General features: G+C 46.7%; 22 protein-coding genes and 1 other RNA gene. 14 read left to right on the forward strand and 9 right to left on the reverse strand.

Annotated elements, in window-relative coordinates:
• Positions 1–2 precede the first annotated feature (2 nt).
• Both HY807_00835 and HY807_00840 read right to left on the reverse strand, forming a co-directional pair.
• Positions 3–296: a type II toxin-antitoxin system RelE/ParE family toxin gene (locus HY807_00835; GenBank protein MBI4824955.1), complete on the reverse strand. Its 294-nt coding sequence runs from the start codon at positions 294–296 to the stop codon at positions 3–5.
• A gap of 2 nt (positions 297–298) precedes the next feature.
• Positions 299–508, reverse strand: coding sequence for an addiction module protein (locus HY807_00840; protein MBI4824956.1), 210 nt, complete (start codon positions 506–508; stop codon positions 299–301).
• Positions 509–700: 192 nt separating this feature from the next.
• On the opposite strand from HY807_00840, the gene HY807_00845 reads away from it, so the two are divergent.
• Complete coding sequence (locus HY807_00845) at positions 701–1,234, forward strand: flavin reductase family protein (protein MBI4824957.1); 534 nt, start codon at positions 701–703, stop codon at positions 1,232–1,234.
• On the opposite strand, the gene HY807_00850 is transcribed toward HY807_00845, so the two are convergent.
• A complete protein-coding gene (locus tag HY807_00850) occupies positions 1,231–3,060 on the reverse strand; it encodes a hypothetical protein (protein ID MBI4824958.1) in 1,830 nt (609 codons plus the stop codon). The two genes, HY807_00845 and HY807_00850, sit on opposite strands and share 4 nt — an antisense overlap.
• 134 nt (positions 3,061–3,194) lie before the next feature.
• Here HY807_00850 and lexA point away from each other — a divergent pair, with 134 nt between their 5' ends.
• The 6 genes from lexA to HY807_00880 all read left to right on the forward strand — a co-directional run bounded on the left by lexA (position 3,195) and on the right by HY807_00880 (position 8,106).
• On the forward strand, positions 3,195–3,809 hold the full coding sequence (gene lexA / locus HY807_00855; GenBank protein MBI4824959.1) for a transcriptional repressor LexA: 615 nt from the start codon (positions 3,195–3,197) through the stop codon (positions 3,807–3,809).
• A complete protein-coding gene (locus HY807_00860; GenBank protein ID MBI4824960.1) occupies positions 3,809–4,057 on the forward strand; it encodes a hypothetical protein in 249 nt (82 codons plus the stop codon). Before lexA ends, HY807_00860 begins: the two co-directional genes overlap by 1 nt.
• A gap of 38 nt (positions 4,058–4,095) precedes the next feature.
• Positions 4,096–5,313, forward strand: coding sequence for a DNA polymerase IV (gene dinB, locus HY807_00865; protein MBI4824961.1), 1,218 nt, complete (start codon positions 4,096–4,098; stop codon positions 5,311–5,313).
• A gap of 476 nt (positions 5,314–5,789) precedes the next feature.
• The gene (locus HY807_00870) at positions 5,790–6,206 is read left to right on the forward strand and encodes a DUF2703 domain-containing protein (protein MBI4824962.1); all 417 of its coding nucleotides are present in this window, start codon (positions 5,790–5,792) and stop codon (positions 6,204–6,206) included.
• 76 nt (positions 6,207–6,282) lie between these two features.
• The gene (locus HY807_00875; protein MBI4824963.1) at positions 6,283–6,780 is read left to right on the forward strand and encodes a cytochrome P460 family protein; all 498 of its coding nucleotides are present in this window, start codon (positions 6,283–6,285) and stop codon (positions 6,778–6,780) included.
• Between the two features lie 24 nt (positions 6,781–6,804).
• Complete coding sequence (locus HY807_00880; GenBank protein ID MBI4824964.1) at positions 6,805–8,106, forward strand: hypothetical protein; 1,302 nt, start codon at positions 6,805–6,807, stop codon at positions 8,104–8,106.
• 3 nt (positions 8,107–8,109) lie between these two features.
• Here the strand turns inward: HY807_00880 and HY807_00885 are convergent, their stop codons facing one another.
• Entirely contained in the window at positions 8,110–9,234 is a 1,125-nt protein-coding gene (locus HY807_00885) for a deoxyhypusine synthase (GenBank protein MBI4824965.1), read from the reverse strand.
• A gap of 168 nt (positions 9,235–9,402) precedes the next feature.
• Positions 9,403–9,743, reverse strand: a transfer-messenger RNA (tmRNA) gene (gene ssrA, locus HY807_00890).
• Between the two features lie 100 nt (positions 9,744–9,843).
• Here ssrA and HY807_00895 point away from each other — a divergent pair.
• From HY807_00895 to groL, 4 genes are all read left to right on the forward strand, one after another.
• Positions 9,844–10,299, forward strand: a complete 456-nt coding sequence (locus HY807_00895) for a DUF523 domain-containing protein (protein ID MBI4824966.1) — start codon at positions 9,844–9,846, stop codon at positions 10,297–10,299.
• Positions 10,296–10,985, forward strand: a complete 690-nt coding sequence (locus HY807_00900; GenBank protein MBI4824967.1) for a rhomboid family intramembrane serine protease — start codon at positions 10,296–10,298, stop codon at positions 10,983–10,985. Before HY807_00895 ends, HY807_00900 begins: the two co-directional genes overlap by 4 nt.
• 203 nt (positions 10,986–11,188) lie before the next feature.
• Positions 11,189–11,476: a co-chaperone GroES gene (locus HY807_00905; protein ID MBI4824968.1), complete on the forward strand. Its 288-nt coding sequence runs from the start codon at positions 11,189–11,191 to the stop codon at positions 11,474–11,476.
• 39 nt (positions 11,477–11,515) lie between these two features.
• A complete protein-coding gene (groL, locus tag HY807_00910; GenBank protein MBI4824969.1) occupies positions 11,516–13,165 on the forward strand; it encodes a chaperonin GroEL in 1,650 nt (549 codons plus the stop codon).
• Between the two features lie 79 nt (positions 13,166–13,244).
• Here groL and HY807_00915 read toward each other — a convergent pair whose 3' ends face one another.
• From HY807_00915 to HY807_00930, 4 genes are read right to left on the reverse strand one after another with little or no spacing between them, the layout of a single operon-like run.
• Entirely contained in the window at positions 13,245–13,736 is a 492-nt protein-coding gene (locus tag HY807_00915) for a methylated-DNA--[protein]-cysteine S-methyltransferase (protein MBI4824970.1), read from the reverse strand.
• Between the two features lie 5 nt (positions 13,737–13,741).
• Complete coding sequence (locus tag HY807_00920; protein ID MBI4824971.1) at positions 13,742–15,895, reverse strand: bifunctional (p)ppGpp synthetase/guanosine-3',5'-bis(diphosphate) 3'-pyrophosphohydrolase; 2,154 nt, start codon at positions 15,893–15,895, stop codon at positions 13,742–13,744.
• Positions 15,896–15,938: 43 nt separating this feature from the next.
• A complete protein-coding gene (locus tag HY807_00925; protein ID MBI4824972.1) occupies positions 15,939–17,294 on the reverse strand; it encodes a sigma-54-dependent Fis family transcriptional regulator in 1,356 nt (451 codons plus the stop codon).
• A gap of 5 nt (positions 17,295–17,299) precedes the next feature.
• Positions 17,300–18,697, reverse strand: a complete 1,398-nt coding sequence (locus HY807_00930; GenBank protein ID MBI4824973.1) for a HAMP domain-containing histidine kinase — start codon at positions 18,695–18,697, stop codon at positions 17,300–17,302.
• 251 nt (positions 18,698–18,948) lie between these two features.
• Here HY807_00930 and HY807_00935 point away from each other — a divergent pair, with 251 nt between their 5' ends.
• From HY807_00935 to HY807_00945, 3 genes are read left to right on the forward strand one after another with little or no spacing between them, the layout of a single operon-like run.
• Positions 18,949–19,263, forward strand: coding sequence for a hypothetical protein (locus HY807_00935; protein ID MBI4824974.1), 315 nt, complete (start codon positions 18,949–18,951; stop codon positions 19,261–19,263).
• Between the two features lie 33 nt (positions 19,264–19,296).
• Positions 19,297–19,473, forward strand: a complete 177-nt coding sequence (locus tag HY807_00940; GenBank protein ID MBI4824975.1) for a hypothetical protein — start codon at positions 19,297–19,299, stop codon at positions 19,471–19,473.
• Positions 19,474–19,486: 13 nt separating this feature from the next.
• Positions 19,487–19,963: a universal stress protein gene (locus HY807_00945; protein MBI4824976.1), complete on the forward strand. Its 477-nt coding sequence runs from the start codon at positions 19,487–19,489 to the stop codon at positions 19,961–19,963.
• Positions 19,964–19,976 lie beyond the last annotated feature (13 nt).

Raw genomic sequence — 19,976 nt, forward strand, 5'->3', positions numbered from 1 at the left:
ATTCATTTTATTCTATCAACCCAATAGTTAGGTTTTCTATGCAAGTGTGCAAATGCAAGAATAATAATATTGTCTTCCTGTACGGAATAAATTATTTTGTAAGAAAATTTACGGACAAGATACCGCCGGGTTTCTTTACGCTCAGACGGCCATGCTTGAGGGAACTTCTGAATATGAAGGAGGCCGTTTTTTATTTCATTTTCAAACTTGGCGCCTAAACCTGTTTGTTCGATTTCATAAAACTCTTTTGCCTCGTTAAATTCCAAACGGGCGATTTCAAGAATTGTTATGTTCATGATTATTTTTTCATGAACATATCTTCAAAAGAAACAGTTTTCAATTTACCGGCTTTATAGGCTTCAAGTCTTTTCTCTGCTTCATCGGCCCATATCCCTTCAATTTCAGGATCAGGGACATCCAGGCTTTTCATCAAGGCTTCGATGACAATGGATTTTTCCGCCGGCTTGAGATGTAATGCTTTTGATATTATTTCTTTTGTCAGTGACATAGTTACCTCTTAAATATTTCTTGCTGTTTTATTATTACACTTCGTTATGAACCTGTTTCATTCTAACACGATGAACCACTCTTTCGCACCCAAAATATGGAGGGAACCGCATGGAACAAAATCTGCCCGCATATTTCCACTCCTTGTCAAGAACATCTTCAGGATAGTAAAGTATTATTAATAACAGGAGGCATGATGAAAGATATCGACAGGCATGAAGCTTTTGAGCTGGCATCGCCTTTTCCTTACGTTCTTGCGGTAACGCTTGATGAGAGGGAGAGGCCGAATATTATAGGGCTTTCGTGGTGGACATTTACATCATGGGATCCGCTGATGATAGCTATTTCAGTAGGGCACAACAGATACTCACACAAATGCCTTGAGCTGAACAAAGAGTTCGTGCTCTGCTTCCCTTCTGAAGATCAGGCAAAGGATGCGTGGTTCTGCGGAACAAAGAGCGGAAAGGACGTTGACAAGTTCAAGGAGACAGGGTTTAATCCTACTCATGCAAAAGTGGTCAAGCCGCCGATCATAGCAGGAGTGACTGTTGCGTATGAATGCAAAATAGTTAAAGCGGTCGAGACAGGAGACCATACGCTTTTCATCGCAAACGTGGTTGAGATACACGGCGACCATGACAGGGCAAAACATCTTTATTCAATTCATTACAAGAAGCTGATAGGGATTGACTGCAAGGGAAATGTTGATCTTGACCTGAAGTATTAGTTACGACTTTCCGGCTGAAACACTTTCAGCCTTCTAAAGGCAGTATATAACGAACGAAAGCGCACTCCCTGTTCTTTCACAAATCGGGATATGGATTCGAGGTTCTCTCCGGGATAAGGCTCTCTTTTTGCTACCTCTGAACAGAAGGCGATGCTTGCCTCAAAATTCTCTTTAAACTCCTGAAGGTTATTGACCTCCTTTGGAGTGTAGCCGCAGTTGGATACCCTCTTCTCGAACTGGTCAACATACAGCTCTATCTCCTTGGCAAACATGTGCGGGCGATCCGGAGATACAAGCGAAGCGCCCCTTCCGTAGATATGGTCAACCATCTCTTTGAGCGTATAGATCTTATTAAACCAGGCTATATTGGGCCCGGGACAGATACACTGCGGGGCGTCCTTCTCATCGACAAGCCCGAGCGCGATGAGGCAGCCGTTTCCAAGCTGGTCGCAAATGCATTCTTTGTTAACAACATTCTCGATCATCTTCTTTTTCTCTTCATCCGTTATATCAAGCCCGGAGATTTGCTCAAGCTTCAGCTTCTCATACTGCCTCGATGAAAGGCATATGGGCTTTTCAGTGAATTCAGTATTGAATTTAAGAAAACCCTTGCCGCAGGGAGAGCCGGCCCTTCCGTCTAAGACCCTCTGTCTGGTCCATATCTCAGCGCCTGTCCCGTGAATATTGCTGAACTGCACGCCGATCGGCGATGAGTCGCTTATATAGAGATCCTTTTCACCGGAACGCCGAAGCAGTTCAAGCGTTGTATCATCAATGCACGTTGCTTCTGGGACAAGCAGAAAAGGTGTGCCCCACCCTGTCATGTCCATGCCGAAGTCTTCCATCAGCCTGCGCGTCTCAGCGTATGTGCCTATGCCGCCCTGCACTGTTATCAAAGGCTGCTGATTTAATGCGGACTCAGGATAATGCCATCCCATCTTTTCGTAGTATTTCTGTATCGGCAGATGAAAGTCTTGTGTCAGCGTCGCCCGGTTATCCTTGAACTCCTGCAGAATGCTTGGAAGAAGTATGCCGTTTGTAGGAAAGACATGCCCGCCGCAGTTAAGGCCCGACTCAATGCGGAATTCGTATACCTCAAGGCCTTTCTTCGCAAGGAACTTGCCCTGTATGAGAGCGGAACGGAAGTCGCTCACCTTAAGTATTATCTTCTTCTTTATATCGCCGTTCTCATCCCTGTAGAAATCGCGGAACTCCGTCATATAATGAAAGAGCCGCTGGTTCATGCCTGCTGAAAGCACTATGCCGGAACGCAAAGTGCTGTTGGCATAACCCCTTACAGCTGCCTTGGAGTCGCTGTACTCTTCAGGAAGCAGATCGCCCTTGCTGTCATAGTTCAGATTATCGAGCTTGACCATTATGTTTACATCAATGGAACCGGGAACCATCTTAGCGGTAAGTTCTTTTTCAAGCGCTTCTCTTTCAGCGCCCGGCTTCATAGCCATAGCTCTTGTAAAATCTTGTTTCAAAGGACTGTAATCAGGAAGGAGTTCAAAGTACTTGCACTTCTCGCTTCCAAGAGCAAACGGCTCCTTCCTTATCGCATCAAATTTGATCCGGACTATCTCGTCAACAAGATTGAGATAAGCCGTGGTCCTCTTTGCCCTTCCGTCTTCTTCTTTTACAGTTATTTCAGCGTAAGGCATATTGAACTTCTCGCAGTAATATTTGCGTACCGGCTCAAAAAGGATATCGTCAACAAGAGATATAACAGATTGTATCCCGAGATGCGCCACACGGATCGGAGTGTCAACCGAATGTCCGGTACCCATTACGGGTATATGAAATTTATGGTAGTAGACTGTCATTTAATTTAATCTGTTATATAAAAAAGAAATTCGATAATTATAGCACAGGGAATCAAAATTACGTGAAGGGGTATCTTAAAACAAAAACAAAGCCTCCTCTTGACAAAACTACTATACGTTTGTATAGTAGTTTTATGGCACAGAAACTTAGACAGCCGACCGTAAAACAACTTGCGGTCTTTGATTTCATCAAAAAACATATAATTGACAACGGGTTCCCCCCGACTGTGCGGGAGGTGGCAGGCAGCTTCGGCTTTGCAAGCCCCCTCTCAGCGCAGCTCCATATAAACGCCCTAATAAAGAAAGGCCTGCTTAAAAAGTCGCCTTCCAAACAGCGGTCGATCGAGATCTCGGGATTCAAACCTTCTGAAGACAGCAAGATACCTCTGCTCGGAACCGTCAGGGCTGGCGCCCCTATTTTGGCGGTGGAACATATAGAGGACTATGTCAATATCGACAAGAACCTCTTCAAGGTTGAAGGCGGTTTTGCGCTCAGGATAAAGGGCGACAGCATGATAGATGCGGGGATATTAGAGGGCGACATAGCATTGATAGCGCCTGATGCGGAGCCGAGGAACGGCGATATCGTTGTGGCGCTCATCGGGGATGAGGCAACGGTGAAGAGGTTCTTTCTTGCAAAGAGCATCGTCAGGCTTGTGCCGGAGAATAAAGATATGGAGCCTATGGTCTTTCCCGCGGAAGACGTGAGGATCATAGGCAAGGTCAAGGGAATAATGAGGAGCCTTTAATGCAACGGATAGGAGAACAGATACGGGTCATAGCGGCATTCTGGGGAGATTCGAAGTTGAAGCCGCTCAGGTTCAAATGGTCAAACAGGCAGATACAGGTCAAAGATGTCACATATGAATGGACAACATCAATGGGCAAGAGCAGGCTCTTGCATTTCTCAGTAACAGACGGCAATACGCTGTACGAGCTGAGCTTTAATACCGACTCAATAAACTGGATACTTGAAGGGGTGGAGACAGAGATATGATAACCCCACTTTAGCAAAGGGGGGCGAGGGGGGATTTTATGAGAACGATAATGCTTGTAGACATGGATTCATACTTCGCATCGGTTGAGCAGCAGAGCAACCCTAATCTGCGCGGAAAGCCGATAGCTGTGATAGGCTCTGGAAAGAGGACTGTCGTCACTACCGCGTCATATGAAGCGCGTGAGTTCGGGGTAAAGACAGGCATGAATATGTGGGAGGCGAAGCAGCTCTGCCCGCAGCTTATACTCGTAGTCGGCAATAATAATAAATATACAGATACATGCCGGAGGCTGACAGAGATCTACTCACAATATACCTCAGAGGTCGAGGTCTACTCCATTGACGAGGCATTTCTGGACATAACAGACTCGCTGGATCTTTTTGGAAGTCCGGCTGAGATAGGAAAGATGATAAAGAGAGAGATAAAAGAGAGGTTCGGGCTTAACGCAACAATAGGAATAGGGCCGAATAAACTCATGGCAAAGCTTGCAAGCGATATCTCAAAACCAGACGGGCTCAGATTGGTGAAGCAGGAAGAGATCGCCGGCATACTTGAAGAACTTCCGGTGGATACACTCTGGGGCATAGGCAAAAAGCTTGCGCAAAAACTCGACGCACTCGGCATAAAGACATGCGGCCAACTCGGCAGAGCTCCTGTAAGCATACTGAGAGACCACTTCGGTATAATCGGCGAGAGGATGAAACTTATGGGAATGGGCATCGACACTTCGGCTGTAGTCAATAATGATGAGACGGCAAAGTCTGTAGGCCACAGCATGACGCTCGCCCATGATATATGGCATGAGAAAGATATAGAGGCTTATATGCTGAAGCTCTCAGAGATGGTCGGCAGGCGCGCAAGAAGGTACAAGCTGACAGGTGATGTTGTGACAGTGACTATAAGGTACAAGAACTTCAAGACATTCACAAAACAGCTGAAGATAAACAGATGCGTAAATGACACCCACGATATTCATAACACCGCCATGGAGATAATAAGAGGCATAGGCCTCAGAGATGCGATACGCCTCCTCGGAGTAACCCTTTCAGGGATCAAAGGCTCAGAAGACCCGGCGCAGCTTAACCTGCTTGGAGACCATGTAAAGAAGGAGAACCTGCTCAAGACAGCAGACAGCATCAATGACAGGCACGGCGACTCCACCGTCTCATGGGCAACATACATGTCCCACCGCTCCCGCCCCGCCGTGATCTCGCCCGCATGGCGTCCCGCGGGAGTGCATAGGACGAATGTGTAAAAGATGGGAATTTTATGCTTGTAACATTTACAGCAAACTAATATACTTTTCTTATCCCAGCAAATACGGCTGGCTGTATTAATTGTTAATCGTTTAAAACATGACTGCAATCTTTACACAGACTGGAGGAGCTAGACTGGACAGCTTTAACGCAAGCTGGCCATTTGCCACGTTGTCGGTGAGCCAAGAAGAATTGCGACTTTCGTGTTTGGGCCGCGATTATCAATTCCCGCGTCACAGCATCCTGAATTTGCGTCGGCATAGGGGAATCTTCTCTGTCGGCCTGCGTATAGAGCATCAAGTGCCATCGGTGCCTGATTTTGTTGTTTTTTGGACTTCTATCTTTTTTTGGACTTCCGGTTTTAGAATACTCAAGGCCCAATTGGAGAGCCTCGGTTATACACTCCAGGATTAACAAGCCGAACCAGACACTGGCAGCGTACGCAAAGGACCCAATGACTGATGCAACTCGTTAAATGCAAAACAAAACAAAAACATTAACGATCCAATGGCAAAGGCTCATAGACGAGACCGGCGAAACCTGCAATAGATGCAGGGATACAGGCAGCACTGTTGAAGCCGCATTCAAGAAAGTTCAAAATGCGCTGGCAGAGATTGGCATAAAAACAGAATTGGAATCAAAAACAATAGACCCTGAAGCATTTAAAAAAGACCCGCTTCAATCGAACCGGATCTGGATCAGCGGAAGGCCGCTGGAAGAATGGATCGGGGCTGCTGTGGGCCAAAGCCAATGCTGCGATGCCTGCGGCGACTCCGAATGCAGAACGATAACGATCAACAAGGATACGTTTGAAACCATACCGGAAGAATTAATTATCAGAGCCTGTCTTCTGGCAGCAGCAGAACTATTTAAAGATCAAAAAGAGAAATAACAGTTTCCTCTTCTTAAATCCGGCGATGTGATATAAAATATAAATGTCAGGATCAAGCCGACAGGAGGAATAAAAAATGAAACAGATAATTATAGCTCTCTTTTTTTTCTTCGTATTATTTCATACAGCAACTTACGGTGATACTGCCCCTGCGCCAAACGGGATCAACATCCCTGATGGGTACAGAAACTGGAAGGTCATCGCCCCTTCATACCGTTCAGACAACAATACAATAAGGGTAATACTCGGAAATGACATAGCTATCAAGGCCGCAGAGAAACATGAGACAAACCCTTGGCCTGACGGTTCCGTAATCGCAAAAATTGTATGGAAAGCTGAAAAACACGAACAGTGGCAATCCGCAAGCGTTCCCGGTGAATTTGTACATTCTGAATTCATGGTCAAAGACTCCAGGAAATACCCTGACACAGGCGGCTGGGGATTTGCCCGATGGACAGGCATGGAACAGAGGCCGTATGGAAAGGATATCTCCTTTGTGCAAGAATGTTTAGGCTGCCATACGCCGGTGAAGGATAATGACTATATGTTTACCGTACCTGCGAAACTGCCGTAAAAATATGTTTATTCGCCGCAAGTAATGCCGGCAAAAAAGCGTACGGCGCTCCTGAATCAGAGGAAACGCATACCGCTTGATCCGGGACATTTTTTCTTAAAGGTTATATCATCAATGATGAGACTTTATTTTATAGTTATCCTGCTCTCGATCCTGCCTTTGGCCCCTTCAGGCGCATATGCACAGAATGCCTCTACGATAGATGAACTGGCTGAGATGTACAGCATTAAAAAATGTTCAGTATGCCACGAAGAAAAACACAAAGAATGGAAGGACTCCTCAATGGGCAACTCCGTTATCGACCCCAGGGTGCTGAGGGGATGGAGGACCTTTATAAAGCTGGAACTTGATGCAGATGGCACGATGAGCAGGAAAGACCTGCGAATATGCATGGAATGTCATGTGCCTCAGATAAAGGACGCTACAGATGAGCTTGTTGTACATATAGCCAACCTTGTCATGACATCGGTTGAAGATGCTGACGAAGCAAAAAAGAATGCCGCCGTCAAAGAGCTTTCAAAACTTAACCTCAACTGCCTGGGATGCCACAACCTCAGGGCATTAGGTTTGAACGGCGATCCCAAGCCGGATACTATTTATGTCCCGGATGAGATAGACGACTCGGCGCATAAAGAGGCCGGATTTCAAACTGTTACATCGAGCCTTTTAAAGACCTCCGGGTTCTGTGCACAATGCCACCACTGCCCGCCAAACGTGCCCTGGGAGAAATGCCCGACATTATATACGACCTATGTCGAAGGGTTTTTGAGCAAAGGAAGAACAGAGACCTGCCAGGGCTGCCACATGGAGGGTGAAAAAAAGAGCCACCGCTTCCCGGGCCCTGATGACCCTGATTTAATGAAAGATGCCGTTACTCTCAATATCAACGCAAGGCCGACAAGATACATTGACAACTACAACGGAATGTTTCTGCCCGCGATTGCTGTAGAGATTGATGTCACAAATAATGCCGGGCATGTACTCCCTCACGGATGTGCGGTACTGCCAAAAACAGTATTGGACATAAGCGTGAAAGATCAGGATGGGAAAGAGTTATTCACAAGACAAAAAGAATACTCTGTTAATGATCTCTACTTCAAAGGGGGTAAAAAGGTTGCCATGGCTGAATGGGATATAACAGCCACAGAACATATGGATCTCGGCCTGAAACCTCTTGAGACCGATAAAAATATATTTATCATACCGTTAGAAACAGGGACAAGATTTGTTGAGGTTGAGGCTGTTCTAAAATACCTCTACACCAGAGACAGCTCTTTTACAATGAAAAATGTGATACGGAAAGTTGATATTGAAGATGCGCCTTAGCTGCTATGCCCTAACCTGCTTGCGGTTAAGGTTCTTAAGATAGTCCTTTTTCAGCCTATCAACCAGCTTGTTCCTCTTATTAAGCAGCCCTGACTGAGCACGCGGCTTAGCCTTGTTCAATATATAGCTCACAAACAAAGGCAGCATGAAACTGCAGTCGCCGTATGAGACTATGGTCTTGGAGAGCGCGCTCGGGTCTATCTTGCCCCATGAGACAGCTTCTGAAGGCGTGGCTCCGCTCAGGCCGCCTGTGTCTGGACGGGCATCGGTGAACTGGATAAAGAAGTCATGGCCTGCCTCTTCCAATCCGAGGACTTCCTGTATATGCGGCTCGGTCTGCAATACAAAGTTCTTGGGGCTGCCGCCGCCAAGCAGAAGCACCGCGCTCTTGCCGCCTTTCTGTTTTATGTCATAGACATAGCTTGTCACCTCATTGATATCAAGATGCGTGTCGATATTGACCGCTTTATCTTCAAGCATCAAAGCCGCAACATTCATGCCTATGCTTGAATCCGCAGGTGATGAGGTATGAATAGGAATGCCGCATTCATATGCAACGGCAAGTACGCTCTGATCCTTCATGGATGGCCTTAACTTCGCTATCTCCCTTCCGAGAACCGCATGTATCTCAGCGCTGGAACAGGATTCTGAACGGCCTGAAAATTCACGGCGTATCGTCTCGCGCACAAAATTATCAGTATCCAAAAGAGCATCATAGTCAAGAAAGATATCATAGATCCTGATGATCCCGTCATCCCTGAGCCGGGCATCATCAGCAACAGCGTGCCCTCTGCAAAATTCATAGCCGAGTGATAGATGTATGTCATGATAAAGGTTGGCTCCGGTGGATACCATCCAGTCGATCATCCCCGCCTTCATCATTGGGATAAGGCAGCTTCTGCCTATCCCTGCAGGCACAAGCGCGCCTGCGAGAGAAACTCCGATTCTTACATCCTTCTTTACTATATGGCCGGCAAAAAGCTCACATGCCTTTCTGAATGACCCGGCATTGAATGAGAACATTGAGCTTTCAATTATCTGGTCAGCCGTCATCCCTGCCTTTAAAGGCTTCGGGTTAAGCAGCGAGCGGCATTTAAAATGAGGGCGTTTCTTCTTGTTATTCTTCACTGAACTCTCTTCCTTTTAAAAAGTTTCCCGGTAATTATATCACACCGCATAATAACAAAACCAAGCTTCTTCGCAGCCATATTAATTTTAAACAAGCCGGATAGTTGATGATAAATTCAGAGACATTGCCGGGTGACAATGCCTCTGTCAAAACGCGAAAATATCTTATGGTGGAGGCGCCGGGAATCGAACCCGGGTCCGGAAGCACTACATCGCAGCGTCTACATGCTTATTCTGCCATTTGGAACTTCAGCTTCAGAATCGCCGGCAAAAAGGCTGCTCTGTCACCTATCTCTTTTTGTCTCGCCCAAAGCACAGGAGAAGAACCCCAGGCCAGCCCGCTATCGGCGTTTCTTCCGGCTCGCAGGCATTTACCGGAGAAACGTCACCGCTTATTTAAGCGGCAAGAGCCAATTCAGTGTTGGCGTTTGTGTTTGTTTGCCTTTTAACGTGATGGCACACGGCATGCAACCCCGACTTCGAAACCCCCGTCGAAGCCTGTCGCCCCCTCTGACATTTCCTGATCTATTATAACATTAATACCGAAACCGTTTATCATTCCAGCAATAAACCTTCCCCTTTGATAAAATATTCAACAGGTTAACAATAATGATCTTAATAAGCGCATGCCTTATCGGCATAAACACAAGATACGACGGAAATAACTGCGAAAAAAAACGTTTCAAAGGCCTTGTCGCAGAAGGCAATGCTATTCCTATCTGCCCTGAACAGCTCGGAGGCCTGCCGACGCCGAGGGAAGCTGTTGAGCTTATCGGAGGAGACGGCAATGCGCTTTTAAATAATGATTCAAGAGCGATTGGAAGCAAATCAGGCAACGATTATACACATAATTTCCTGAGAGGAGCCAATGAGGTACTTAAGATCGCTCATATGCTGAAGATTGAAAAAGCCATCCTGAAAGACGGAAGCCCTTCATGCGGAAGCACCTATATTAAAAGAAAAGGAAAGAAGGCAAAGGGCATAGGCGTAACTGCTGCTGCGTTATTAGCGGCCGGGATAGAAGTTGAATCAGATGAGATGAAGAGGCCTGTCGGCAAAAGATGATACCGTATAAAGACGACAACCCTACCAGCACCTTCCCTTTTGTAACGATAATGCTGATCGTTGCGAACATGTATGTATTCTTCTATACGATTACACATATGTCGAACCCTGATGATTACAAGAACATCGTGTATTCCTATGGAGCGATCCCTTCATACCTTCTCTCATTTGATAAGCTGCAGCCCATCCACCCGTCGCTTACAGTCTTTACCTCAATGTTCATGCACGGCGGATTCCTACACCTCGGGAGCAACATGCTCTACCTGTGGATATTCGGGAATAATATAGAAGATACACTTGGCCATTTCATGTTTTTGATATTTTATATCCTTTGCGGCATCGCAGCAGCATATGCCCACGCTTTTACCGCTCCTTCGTCTCTCATGCCGATGATCGGAGCCAGCGGCGCAGTCTCAGGGGTGCTCGGGGCATACATCCTGATGTTCCCCCGGGCAAAGGTCTACACATTGATATTCCTTGGTTTCTTCATCCAGGTCATAAGGCTTCCCGCCTACTTTGTGATCGGCTTCTGGATAATTATTCAGCTGTTAAATGGAGTTGTAAGCAAGGGGGTCGCGGACCAGGGCGGGGTCGCATGGTTTGCCCATATAGGAGGATTTCTTTTTGGTTTGGCGCTGATGATGCTCTTCTTCAGAGGTTATAGAAACAGAAGATATTCTCTTTAGGCACGTTACAAGAATAGGTTACTATCTGCCTCAGTCATTTTTTATATTGCCGATTGCCTTGTAATATTTCCTTGATTTTGCTAATATCTTACTTGTCTTTTGGCACTCTTGATAATGGAGTGCTAACAATACCTGTCAAAGGTATTGAATAGGCAAAAAAATAGTTGTATAACTTTTTTAACTAAAAGAAAGGAGAAACAGAGATGAAGTTCAAACCGCTTAAAGACAGGATATTGGTTAAATATTCTGAAGAACCGACAAGAAGTGCAGGAGGCCTTTACATACCTGATTCAGCTAAAGAGAAACCTCAAAAGGGTGAGGTCATAGCTGTTGGCCCGGGCAGGGTTACAGATGACGGCAAGCTGCAGAAGGTTGATGTCAAGAAGGGCGACGTTGTTCTTTTTGATAAATACTCAGGCTCAAAGATCAGCATGGACGACGTTGAATACCTTATTATCAGGGAAGATGACGTACTCGGCATCTTGGGATAATAACGCATAAAAACAACTTAATAATACCAGGAGGAATAAATGGCTAAGCAGTTACTTTTTAATGAAGAAGCAAGAAGATCATTACTCAACGGCATAACCGTATTGAGCGATGCTGTTAAGGCAACACTTGGACCAAAAGGAAGAAACGCGATACTTGACAGGAAGTTCGGCGCGCCGACGATCACAAAGGACGGCGTAACCGTCGCTAAAGAGATCGAGTTGAAAAACCCGTTTGAGAATATGGGCGCCCAGCTTGTCAGGGAAGTTGCCAGCAAGACATCCGATGTCGCCGGCGACGGCACAACAACAGCTACCGTGCTTGCCTATTCAATATTCAAAGAAGGCATGAAGCATATGGTATCAGGCGCGAATCCGATGGAAGTCAAAAAGGGCATTGAAAATGCCGTTGCCGTGGTTGTTCAGGAGCTCCAGAAGCTCAGCAAGACCGTCAAGGATAAAAAAGAGATAGCGCAGGTAGGCACAATCTCCGCGAACAATGACTCTGAGATAGGCGACCTGATAGCCGATGCCATGGACAAGGTAGGCAAGGACGGCGTCATAACCGTAGAAGAGGCAAAGGGCCTGGCAACAACCCTTGAGGTTGTTGAAGGCATGCAGTTTGACAGGGGATATATATCTCCTTATTTTGTGACCGATGCCGAGAGGATGGAGTGCGTTCTTGAAAACGCGCTGATCCTTATCCATGAAAAGAAGATAAGCGCAATGAAGGACCTGCTCCCTATTTTAGAGCAGACAGCCAAGATGGGACAGCCTCTTCTCATCATCGCAGAAGACGTCGAAGGCGAAGCTCTTGCAACCCTTGTTGTGAACAAGCTGAGGGGAACGCTTCATGTATCAGCAGTAAAGGCTCCCGGTTTCGGCGACAGGAGAAAGGCGATGCTTGAGGACCTCGCAATTCTTACAGGCGGAAAGATGATCACTGAAGACCTCGGCATGAAGCTTGAGAAGGTTCAGTTATCAGACCTCGGCAAGGCAAAGAAGATCACCATTGACAAAGAGAACACCACTATTGTTGAAGGCGGCGGCGATGTAAAAGCGATAAAGGGCCGTGCAAGCCAGATAAAGGCTCAGATAGAAGAGACAACTTCTGACTATGATAAAGAGAAGCTTCAGGAGCGTCTCGCCAAGATAGTCGGCGGAGTTGCAGTTATCAATATAGGCGCGGCAACAGAGACCGAGATGAAGGAGAAGAAGGCGCGCGTAGAGGATGCGCTTCACGCTACGAGAGCTGCTGTTGCAGAAGGCATAGTCCCCGGCGGCGGAACCGCTCTCCTGAGGGCGCTTCCTGCGCTTGAGAAGATGAAGGTTGAGGGCGATGAGAAGATAGGCCTTGATATCATTAAGAGGGCTATCGAAGAACCTATCAGGCAGATCGTGGCAAATGCCGGCCTTGAGGGTTCCATCATCGTTGAGAAGGTAAAATCAGACAAGAACAAGAATTTCGGCTTTGACGCAAATTCTGAAAAATACACTGATATGCTGGAAGCAGGCATCATCGACCCGACAAAGGTCACCAGGTTTGCTATACAGAACGCGGCATCAGTAGCAGCGCTTATGCTTACTACAAGCGTTATGGTGGCTGATATGCCTGAGAAAGAAAGCGCACCGGCAATGCCTGATATGGGCGGTATGGGCGGCGGCATGGGTGGCATGGGCGGAATGTACTAAACCTCATCAACCTGAAACAACTACAAAAAAGGGGCAGGATTCTTCCTGCTCCTTTTTTTATTCTTCCGGAAAAAAGGCGTTACATTTTATTCCTGCTCATCTTCGAATAATATTCCATCTCAAGAAGCCGCACCTTCTTTTCAACGCCTGCGGAATATCCGCCTATGGAGCCGCTTGATTCAACTACCCTGTGGCATGGCAATACTATCGGTACGGGATTCTTTGAGAGCGCCTGGCCTACCGCCCTTACGGCAGAGGGGCTGCCTATCTTCTCGGCTACCCATTTGTACGGCCTTGTTTCACCGTACGGGATATCCTTGAGTGAGAGCCAGACACTCTGTTCAAAGTCAGTCCCCTTTAGAAAATTTATATCCTGATGGAATTCAGTCTCAACTCCGCTGAAGTAAGACGCCAGTTCCTTAATAAAACTCTTGGGCGCAGCGCCTTTTTTATAAGCAGCCTTCAAGGGTTTATGAAAAGAGACCTCGACAAGAGACCTTCCGGAAAAAAGCAAAAAGAGAGTGCCTATAGGAGTTTTAATAATGTCATAGAATATGGAGGGCTTTTGCATTTAACTTATTTTGAACTGGTCCTCTTTGCCTCAAGAACTCCATTCACCCCGGAGAGCTTTTTAATGACGCTGTCAAGCTGGGCCTTGTCCTTTACCTCAAGAGTAAAGTTGAAACGCGCCCTCTTCTCATGAGTTGTTGTGGCATCGATATGGCTTATATTAACGTTGTCACTTGAGATGACCGCGCTCATATCCGCAAGCACACCCGGCTTGTCAACAGTGTACACAACGACCTTTACAGGATAAGTGACCGAATCTTCTCCTGACCACTCAACATCCACAAGACGGTCCACGTCAATCGAATTCACATCAAGGGTTGCGCAGTCTGCCGAATGTATGGAGACCCCTCTGCCTCTTGTGACAAAACCCGCGACCTTCTCTCCCGGCAGCGGATAACAGCATTTGGCGCGGTTGAACATTATGTCATCAATGCCTTTGACGCTTATCCCGGCAGCCTTCTTAGGCTTCTCGTCTGCTGTTTTTCTGGAGACCTTTTCATCCTTCACCGGCTCCGGCAGAAATTTATTTATAGCCTGTACTGCGGATATCTTGCCGTAACCGATGGCGATGAATAGATCCTCATGGGTCTTGATCTTATACTGTTGGGCAGCTTCTAATAATTCTTTTGATTTCAAAAGGTCTTTGCTGAGCCCATGCTTCTTCAGTGTCTTTTCAAGAAGCTCTTTCCCCAGCTCAAGGCTTCTCTTCCTCTCCTCTGTCTGTACCCAATGCCTTATGCTTGTCTTTGCCTTCTGGCTCTTGACAAACTTAAGCCAGTCCCTGCTCGGATTCTGAGATGCGGAGGTCAAAACCTCGACCGAGTCGCCGTTCTCCAGCCTCTGCCTTAACTGAACAATCTTTCCGTTAACCTTGGCGCCGGAGCATTTGTTGCCTACCGCCGTGTGTATGCTGTATGCAAAATCAACAGGAGTTGAGCCCTGGGGAAGCTCGATGATATCGCCCTTTGGAGTAAAGACATAAACAACGTCCGGCAGGATATTGCCCTTGACCGCTTCAAGAAACTCCCTTGCGTCAAGTGTATCCTTCTGCATGCGGACGAGCTCCCTCAGCCAGGCGATATACTCTTCATCCCTCCTTCTTGAAGACCTGGCATCTTTATACCTCCAGTGAGCAGCGATGCCTCCCTCCGCGATCCTGTCCATGTCCTCTGTCCGTATCTGAAACTCTATCTTCTCTCCCCTCGGCCCGATTATGGTTGTGTGAAGAGACTGGTAGAGGTTTGATTTGGGAGCGCCTATGAAATCCTTGAACCTGCCGGGAACCGGAGTCCAGAGAGAATGTATGAGCCCCATTATCGTGTAGCAGTTCTGCTTGGTGTCGGTTATGATCCTGATAGCGATAACATCATACACGAGCTCAAAAGGTATCTTCTGTTTCTGCATCTTTGAGAATATCCCGTAAAGATGCTTCACCCTTCCAAGCACCCTTGCCGGTATCCCCGACTCTTTGAGATGGGCCTCAACTATCTTGGCTATCTCATCAAGATACTCTTTCTGCTCCTTGCCTTTTTTGGTGACCTTGCGTTTCAGTTCCTTATATGTATCAGGCATAAGGTACATGAAGCTCAAGTCCTCAAACTCGGTCTTGAGCCCGCCCATACCGAGCCGGTTCGCAAGCGGGGCGAATATCTCAAGCGTCTCCTGCGCGATGCTCAGCCTACGCGCTTCCGGGAGGTGCTCGAGCGTGCGCATATTATGAAGCCGGTCGGCAAACTTTATAAGCATGACCCTGATGTTCTCAGCCATTGCGAGGAACATCTTTCTGAAGTTCTCAGCCTGCGCCTCATCCTTATTCTTCAGCTCCATCTTGCCGAGCTTTGTAAGCCCTTCAACAAGAAAGGCTATGTCATCGCCGAAGAGCTCCTTTATATCCTCAACAGTGGTCTCCGTGTCCTCAACGGTATCATGAAGAAGTCCGGCTGCGATGGTGTTGCTGTCAAGGCGCATGTCGCTTAATATGGCTGCGACTGCAAGCGGGTGCTCGATAAAAGGCTGGCCGCCTTTTCTCTTCTGTTTCAGGTGTGCTTCACAGGAGAATGCGTACGCCCTGCGCAGGATATCAAGGTCTGCCTCAGGGTTATACTGAAAGACCTTATCTATGAGGCCGTTGATAGTGCTTACTTCCTTTGATGCGGTCATGGTCTTATTATACAAGATGAGCCTGTTGCATCAGTAATGCAGCTCACTCAAGGCCGTATCTCTTGAGTTTCCGCCATAAAGAGACCCTGTCTATGCCAAGCGCCTGCGCAGCAGCCGTCCTGTTGCCGTGCACCTCTTTCAATGTCCATTTAATATATTCGATCTCCTGGTCCTCAAGCGACGGAATTACATTGTCTTTTTTTCTGAAGGTCTTTACGCTCAAGGTCCTGATATCTTCCGGCAGATGCCTCTCATCTATAACGTTGCTGCTGGAGAAGGCAACCCCCCTCTCTATGATATTTTCAAGCTCTCTTATATTGCCGGGAAAATCATAGTTCATAAGTATCGAGATCACCTCAGGCGAGATCTCCGTGACATTCTTCTTCATGAGCGCGGAGTACCGCTTCAGAAAATAATAGCTCAGCATGGGGATATCATTCCTTCTTGCTGAAAGAGGCGGGATATTAAGGGCAACAACATTGAGCCTGAAGTACAGGTCTTCCCTGAATTGGCCGGCCTTTATCACATCCTTGATATCCCTGTTGGTTGCCGCGATAAACCTTACGTCAGCCTTTATCGGCTCTGTGCCTCCAAGCCTCATGAATTCCTTCTCCTGTATCACCCTCAAAAGTTTTACCTGCATGGCAGGCGTCATCTCTGTTATCTCGTCAAGAAAAAGAGTCCCGCCGGATGCTGTTTCCACCAGCCCTTTTTTAAAAGTGTTCGCGCCTGTGAACGCCCCTTTTTCATGGCCGAAGAGTTCATTGGAAAGAAGCTCCTCTGTCAGGGCTCCGCAGTTTATGGCTACAAAAGGCCTTTCCGCCCTGCCGCTGTTAAAATGTATGTATCTTGCGACCAGTTCTTTTCCCGTACCGCTTTCACCGGAGATGACCACATTGCAGTCGGTCGGAGCCACCTGTCTCGCTGTTTCGAGAAGCTTCTGCATTAAAGGGTTCTGGGTTATTATCTTTGCCTTGCCTTCGAACTTCTCTATCTGCTCTCTTAGCAGCGCATTCTCTTTCTTAAGGTTCACCTTCTCCAATGCGTCCTTTACAACTTTTCTGACCTCATCCAGCTTGAAAGGCTTTGCTATATAATGATATGCGCCTTTCTTGATCGTCTCCACGGCAGATGTAATGGTCGCGTATGCCGTTATCATAATGACCTCTGTGTCGGGATGCGTCTCTTTGGACTTCTCAAGTATCTCTATGCCGTCAACCTTCTCCATCTTCAGGTCTGTCAAAACAATATCGAACTCCTCACTCTGGAGCAGCTTGATGCCCTGAGGGCCGCTTGATGTCGCGACAACCTCGTATCCCTCTTTTTTCATTATATGTTCCAGATTTCTCAGGGCAACCTTTTCATCCTCAACGATCAATATCCTGCCGTTATTCGCCATATCCTTCACTCCTTGGGAAATATTTCAATAATGAAGCTCGTGCCGTATCCGGGCTCGCTCTCAACAATGATAGAGCCGCCGAGCTCCTTGATAATGTTATGGACTATAAAGAGCCCAAGCCCGTAGCTCTTTTTTGTTTTCTTGGTTGTAAAGAACGGGCTGAAGATATTCTGTACCATCTCTTCGCTCATGCCTGAACCGGTATCGGATACAACGATCTCTATCCGTCCGTTCTCAGGGATCTTCTTCGCGGCGATAACTATCTTACCCTCATCGCTGATAGAGTCCACACTGTTCTTGATCAGGTTTATGAATACCTGCTGGAGCTTCTGCTTGTCAGCGACAAACTCGATGTTCCCGGGTATCTTTATCGAGAGCTGGACCTTTGTCGGGATATCGCCCCTGAGAAAGTGAAGTGTCTCGTCAACCGCCTTTTTAAGGTTCACCATCTCCTTGTCGCTCTTCCTTGAGTAGCCGAGCATGGAGTTGACGATATTTTTCGCCCTGTCTGTTTCATCTTCAATCTGCGTCAGGAGCTCTTTCTTGTATTCATCATCGCCGCTCTCTATCTCCTCCCTTAATATCTGGGCTGAAGTGGAGATATTGGAGATAGGGTTATTAAGTTCATGTGCGACCCCGAAGAGCAGCGTGCCGAGGGACGCGAGCTTTTCCGATTGCACAAGATATCCCTTCCTCTCTTCAAGTTCATGCAGCATCCTGTTAAACGCGCTGTTGAGCGATATCATCTCCTTGTCCCTGGTCTCGATCGGAACAGGCGAGAACTCGCCCATCGAGACCCTCTCCATATGCTCTTCAAGTATCCTCAGCGGCTGTATCATTTTTTTATAAAACAGTATCGCGCCTATTGAGCCGGCAGCCATAAAGAACATTATTGAGAGAAGCACCTTATGCCTGGCTGACCACAGCGTTTCCTGCATGATCTCCCGTTCAGTCTTTGACAGCTTCTCCGCTGCCGTAACAAGCCTCCGTCCGACTTCCCGCAGTATCTCCTCACTGCTGCTGATATCTGTATCTATGGAAGGCAGCGCTTTCAACAGCTCCTTGTACCGCTGCAGGTCTTTTCCGATCTCAAGCAGCTCATCATTTTTTGCAAATACCCCGAGCGAGCTTCTGTTGTTTGCCAGAAGGCCTTCAGCCTTGTTCACATAAATAAACAGCTCACTGTAATCCTCATCTTTTTTATATAAGAAATAATTTTTCTCAAATCTTTTTATCTCAAGGGTTGTATCAAAGAGATCCGAGACTATCGCCCCGGACTCCACCATCTTCTCGACTTCACCGAGGCTTGTACGGTTCACAATGATGACCACTGCCATCAATATCAGGGCAACAACATAGAACAATGCCAGTTTCTGTTTAATGCTGCTGGGCGCGCGAACCATAAAATTATAATAATAATAATCGTTGCAAATTGCAATCAACAGACACTTATCTGCAACACTTGCCTCCCGCATTAAATACATAGGCGTTTTAAAAAAATCATAAAAAATTATTGCATTATGCAACAAATCAAAAAAAGGCCATTTTTACACACTGTCAAAATTGCTTTAAATACCAATGGGTTACAGACTGAAAAATACTGGCACGGAAAGTGTAATAGATAATGCAAAAGCTTTTTGAAAAGGAGGAAGGAATGAAGGGTATATCAAAGAAATTTGAACAGATATTTTCAGCCGCAGCCTTTGCGGAAGAAGGGGAGTTTGAGACTGCGAGGGAGATTTCAAGAGGAGGGCAGACATTGGCCGGCAAGATCAAAACCCTTAAAAGTGAAGTTGAACTCTCGGTTGATAACCTCGTGGCAATGGCTGTCACATTTGCAGAAGCAGGGGAGCATGACAAGGCGCTGGAGATCATGAAAGAGGCAGAGGAAAAACTTGCGGGTTTAAACCAGGAACTGCAAAGAGACTTTGTATCTTTATCCACATCAGCCGGTTCAGCCCATGTTTAACAGATCTATAAATATCAAAAAAGGAGGAAGGCAATGAAGACTATCGCAGAAAAATTCGAACAGGTATTTGCCGCTGCGGCGTTTGCGGAAAGCGGAGAGCATGAGACAGCGAGACTCATAATGAAAGAATGCGTGCCGGCGAAAACCGGGAACCGGAAGCACATCCCGGCAAAAGACAATATCCTGACCCGGCCTGTAAAGGCGAATTAAGCACAAAGGGAATATGAAAAGATTACAAAAAAGATTCGAAGACATCATGTCAGCAATAACCTTTGCTGAAGAAGGCGAGTTTGATACGGCGAAAGAGCTTCTCAACGAAGGCAGAAGAGTGCTGTTCGCGGTAAAGGAAGGACAGGACGACGGCAGGGCGTTCAGGTACGCCCTCAATGTGTGCAGCAGGATCGGAGCAAGCCTTGACATACTGTATGTCTCTCCAAAAAAGATCGTCAGCCCGCTCATAGACCAGTTTGTCGCCGAATTAAAGAATCAGGGGATCAGACACAGCTTATTTCACACGAACGGCTGCCTGAAAAACCAGATAATCGATTATACGGATAAAAAGAAAGGTATCCTTTTTGTAATTGTCGGGTCATCAGAAAACCTTGCGGTTGACTGCAGAAGAAAAAATAAAAAACTGTCAGATGCGTGGGACAACCTGAGATGCCCTTTAGTGGTGGTCTCTGATCTTGAAACAGCTTAATAAAAAATAAGGA

Source organism: Nitrospirota bacterium, assembly GCA_016207885.1.
In the GTDB taxonomy this organism is placed as follows: domain Bacteria; phylum Nitrospirota; class Thermodesulfovibrionia; order UBA6902; family UBA6902; genus JACQZG01.

Coding starts and splice junctions, on each gene's coding strand:
- HY807_00835 (MBI4824955.1), bottom strand. CDS start 296: ATGAACATAACAATTCTTGAAATCGCCCGTTTGGAATTTAACGAGGCA.
- HY807_00840 (MBI4824956.1), bottom strand. CDS start 508: ATGTCACTGACAAAAGAAATAATATCAAAAGCATTACATCTCAAGCCG.
- HY807_00845 (MBI4824957.1), top strand. CDS start 701: ATGATGAAAGATATCGACAGGCATGAAGCTTTTGAGCTGGCATCGCCT.
- HY807_00850 (MBI4824958.1), bottom strand. CDS start 3,060: ATGACAGTCTACTACCATAAATTTCATATACCCGTAATGGGTACCGGA.
- lexA (MBI4824959.1), top strand. CDS start 3,195: ATGGCACAGAAACTTAGACAGCCGACCGTAAAACAACTTGCGGTCTTT.
- HY807_00860 (MBI4824960.1), top strand. CDS start 3,809: ATGCAACGGATAGGAGAACAGATACGGGTCATAGCGGCATTCTGGGGA.
- dinB (MBI4824961.1), top strand. CDS start 4,096: ATGAGAACGATAATGCTTGTAGACATGGATTCATACTTCGCATCGGTT.
- HY807_00870 (MBI4824962.1), top strand. CDS start 5,790: ATGCAAAACAAAACAAAAACATTAACGATCCAATGGCAAAGGCTCATA.
- HY807_00875 (MBI4824963.1), top strand. CDS start 6,283: ATGAAACAGATAATTATAGCTCTCTTTTTTTTCTTCGTATTATTTCAT.
- HY807_00880 (MBI4824964.1), top strand. CDS start 6,805: ATGCCGGCAAAAAAGCGTACGGCGCTCCTGAATCAGAGGAAACGCATA.
- HY807_00895 (MBI4824966.1), top strand. CDS start 9,844: ATGATCTTAATAAGCGCATGCCTTATCGGCATAAACACAAGATACGAC.
- HY807_00900 (MBI4824967.1), top strand. CDS start 10,296: ATGATACCGTATAAAGACGACAACCCTACCAGCACCTTCCCTTTTGTA.
- HY807_00905 (MBI4824968.1), top strand. CDS start 11,189: ATGAAGTTCAAACCGCTTAAAGACAGGATATTGGTTAAATATTCTGAA.
- groL (MBI4824969.1), top strand. CDS start 11,516: ATGGCTAAGCAGTTACTTTTTAATGAAGAAGCAAGAAGATCATTACTC.
- HY807_00915 (MBI4824970.1), bottom strand. CDS start 13,736: ATGCAAAAGCCCTCCATATTCTATGACATTATTAAAACTCCTATAGGC.
- HY807_00920 (MBI4824971.1), bottom strand. CDS start 15,895: ATGACCGCATCAAAGGAAGTAAGCACTATCAACGGCCTCATAGATAAG.
- HY807_00925 (MBI4824972.1), bottom strand. CDS start 17,294: ATGGCGAATAACGGCAGGATATTGATCGTTGAGGATGAAAAGGTTGCC.
- HY807_00930 (MBI4824973.1), bottom strand. CDS start 18,697: ATGGTTCGCGCGCCCAGCAGCATTAAACAGAAACTGGCATTGTTCTAT.
- HY807_00935 (MBI4824974.1), top strand. CDS start 18,949: ATGAAGGGTATATCAAAGAAATTTGAACAGATATTTTCAGCCGCAGCC.
- HY807_00940 (MBI4824975.1), top strand. CDS start 19,297: ATGAAGACTATCGCAGAAAAATTCGAACAGGTATTTGCCGCTGCGGCG.
- HY807_00945 (MBI4824976.1), top strand. CDS start 19,487: ATGAAAAGATTACAAAAAAGATTCGAAGACATCATGTCAGCAATAACC.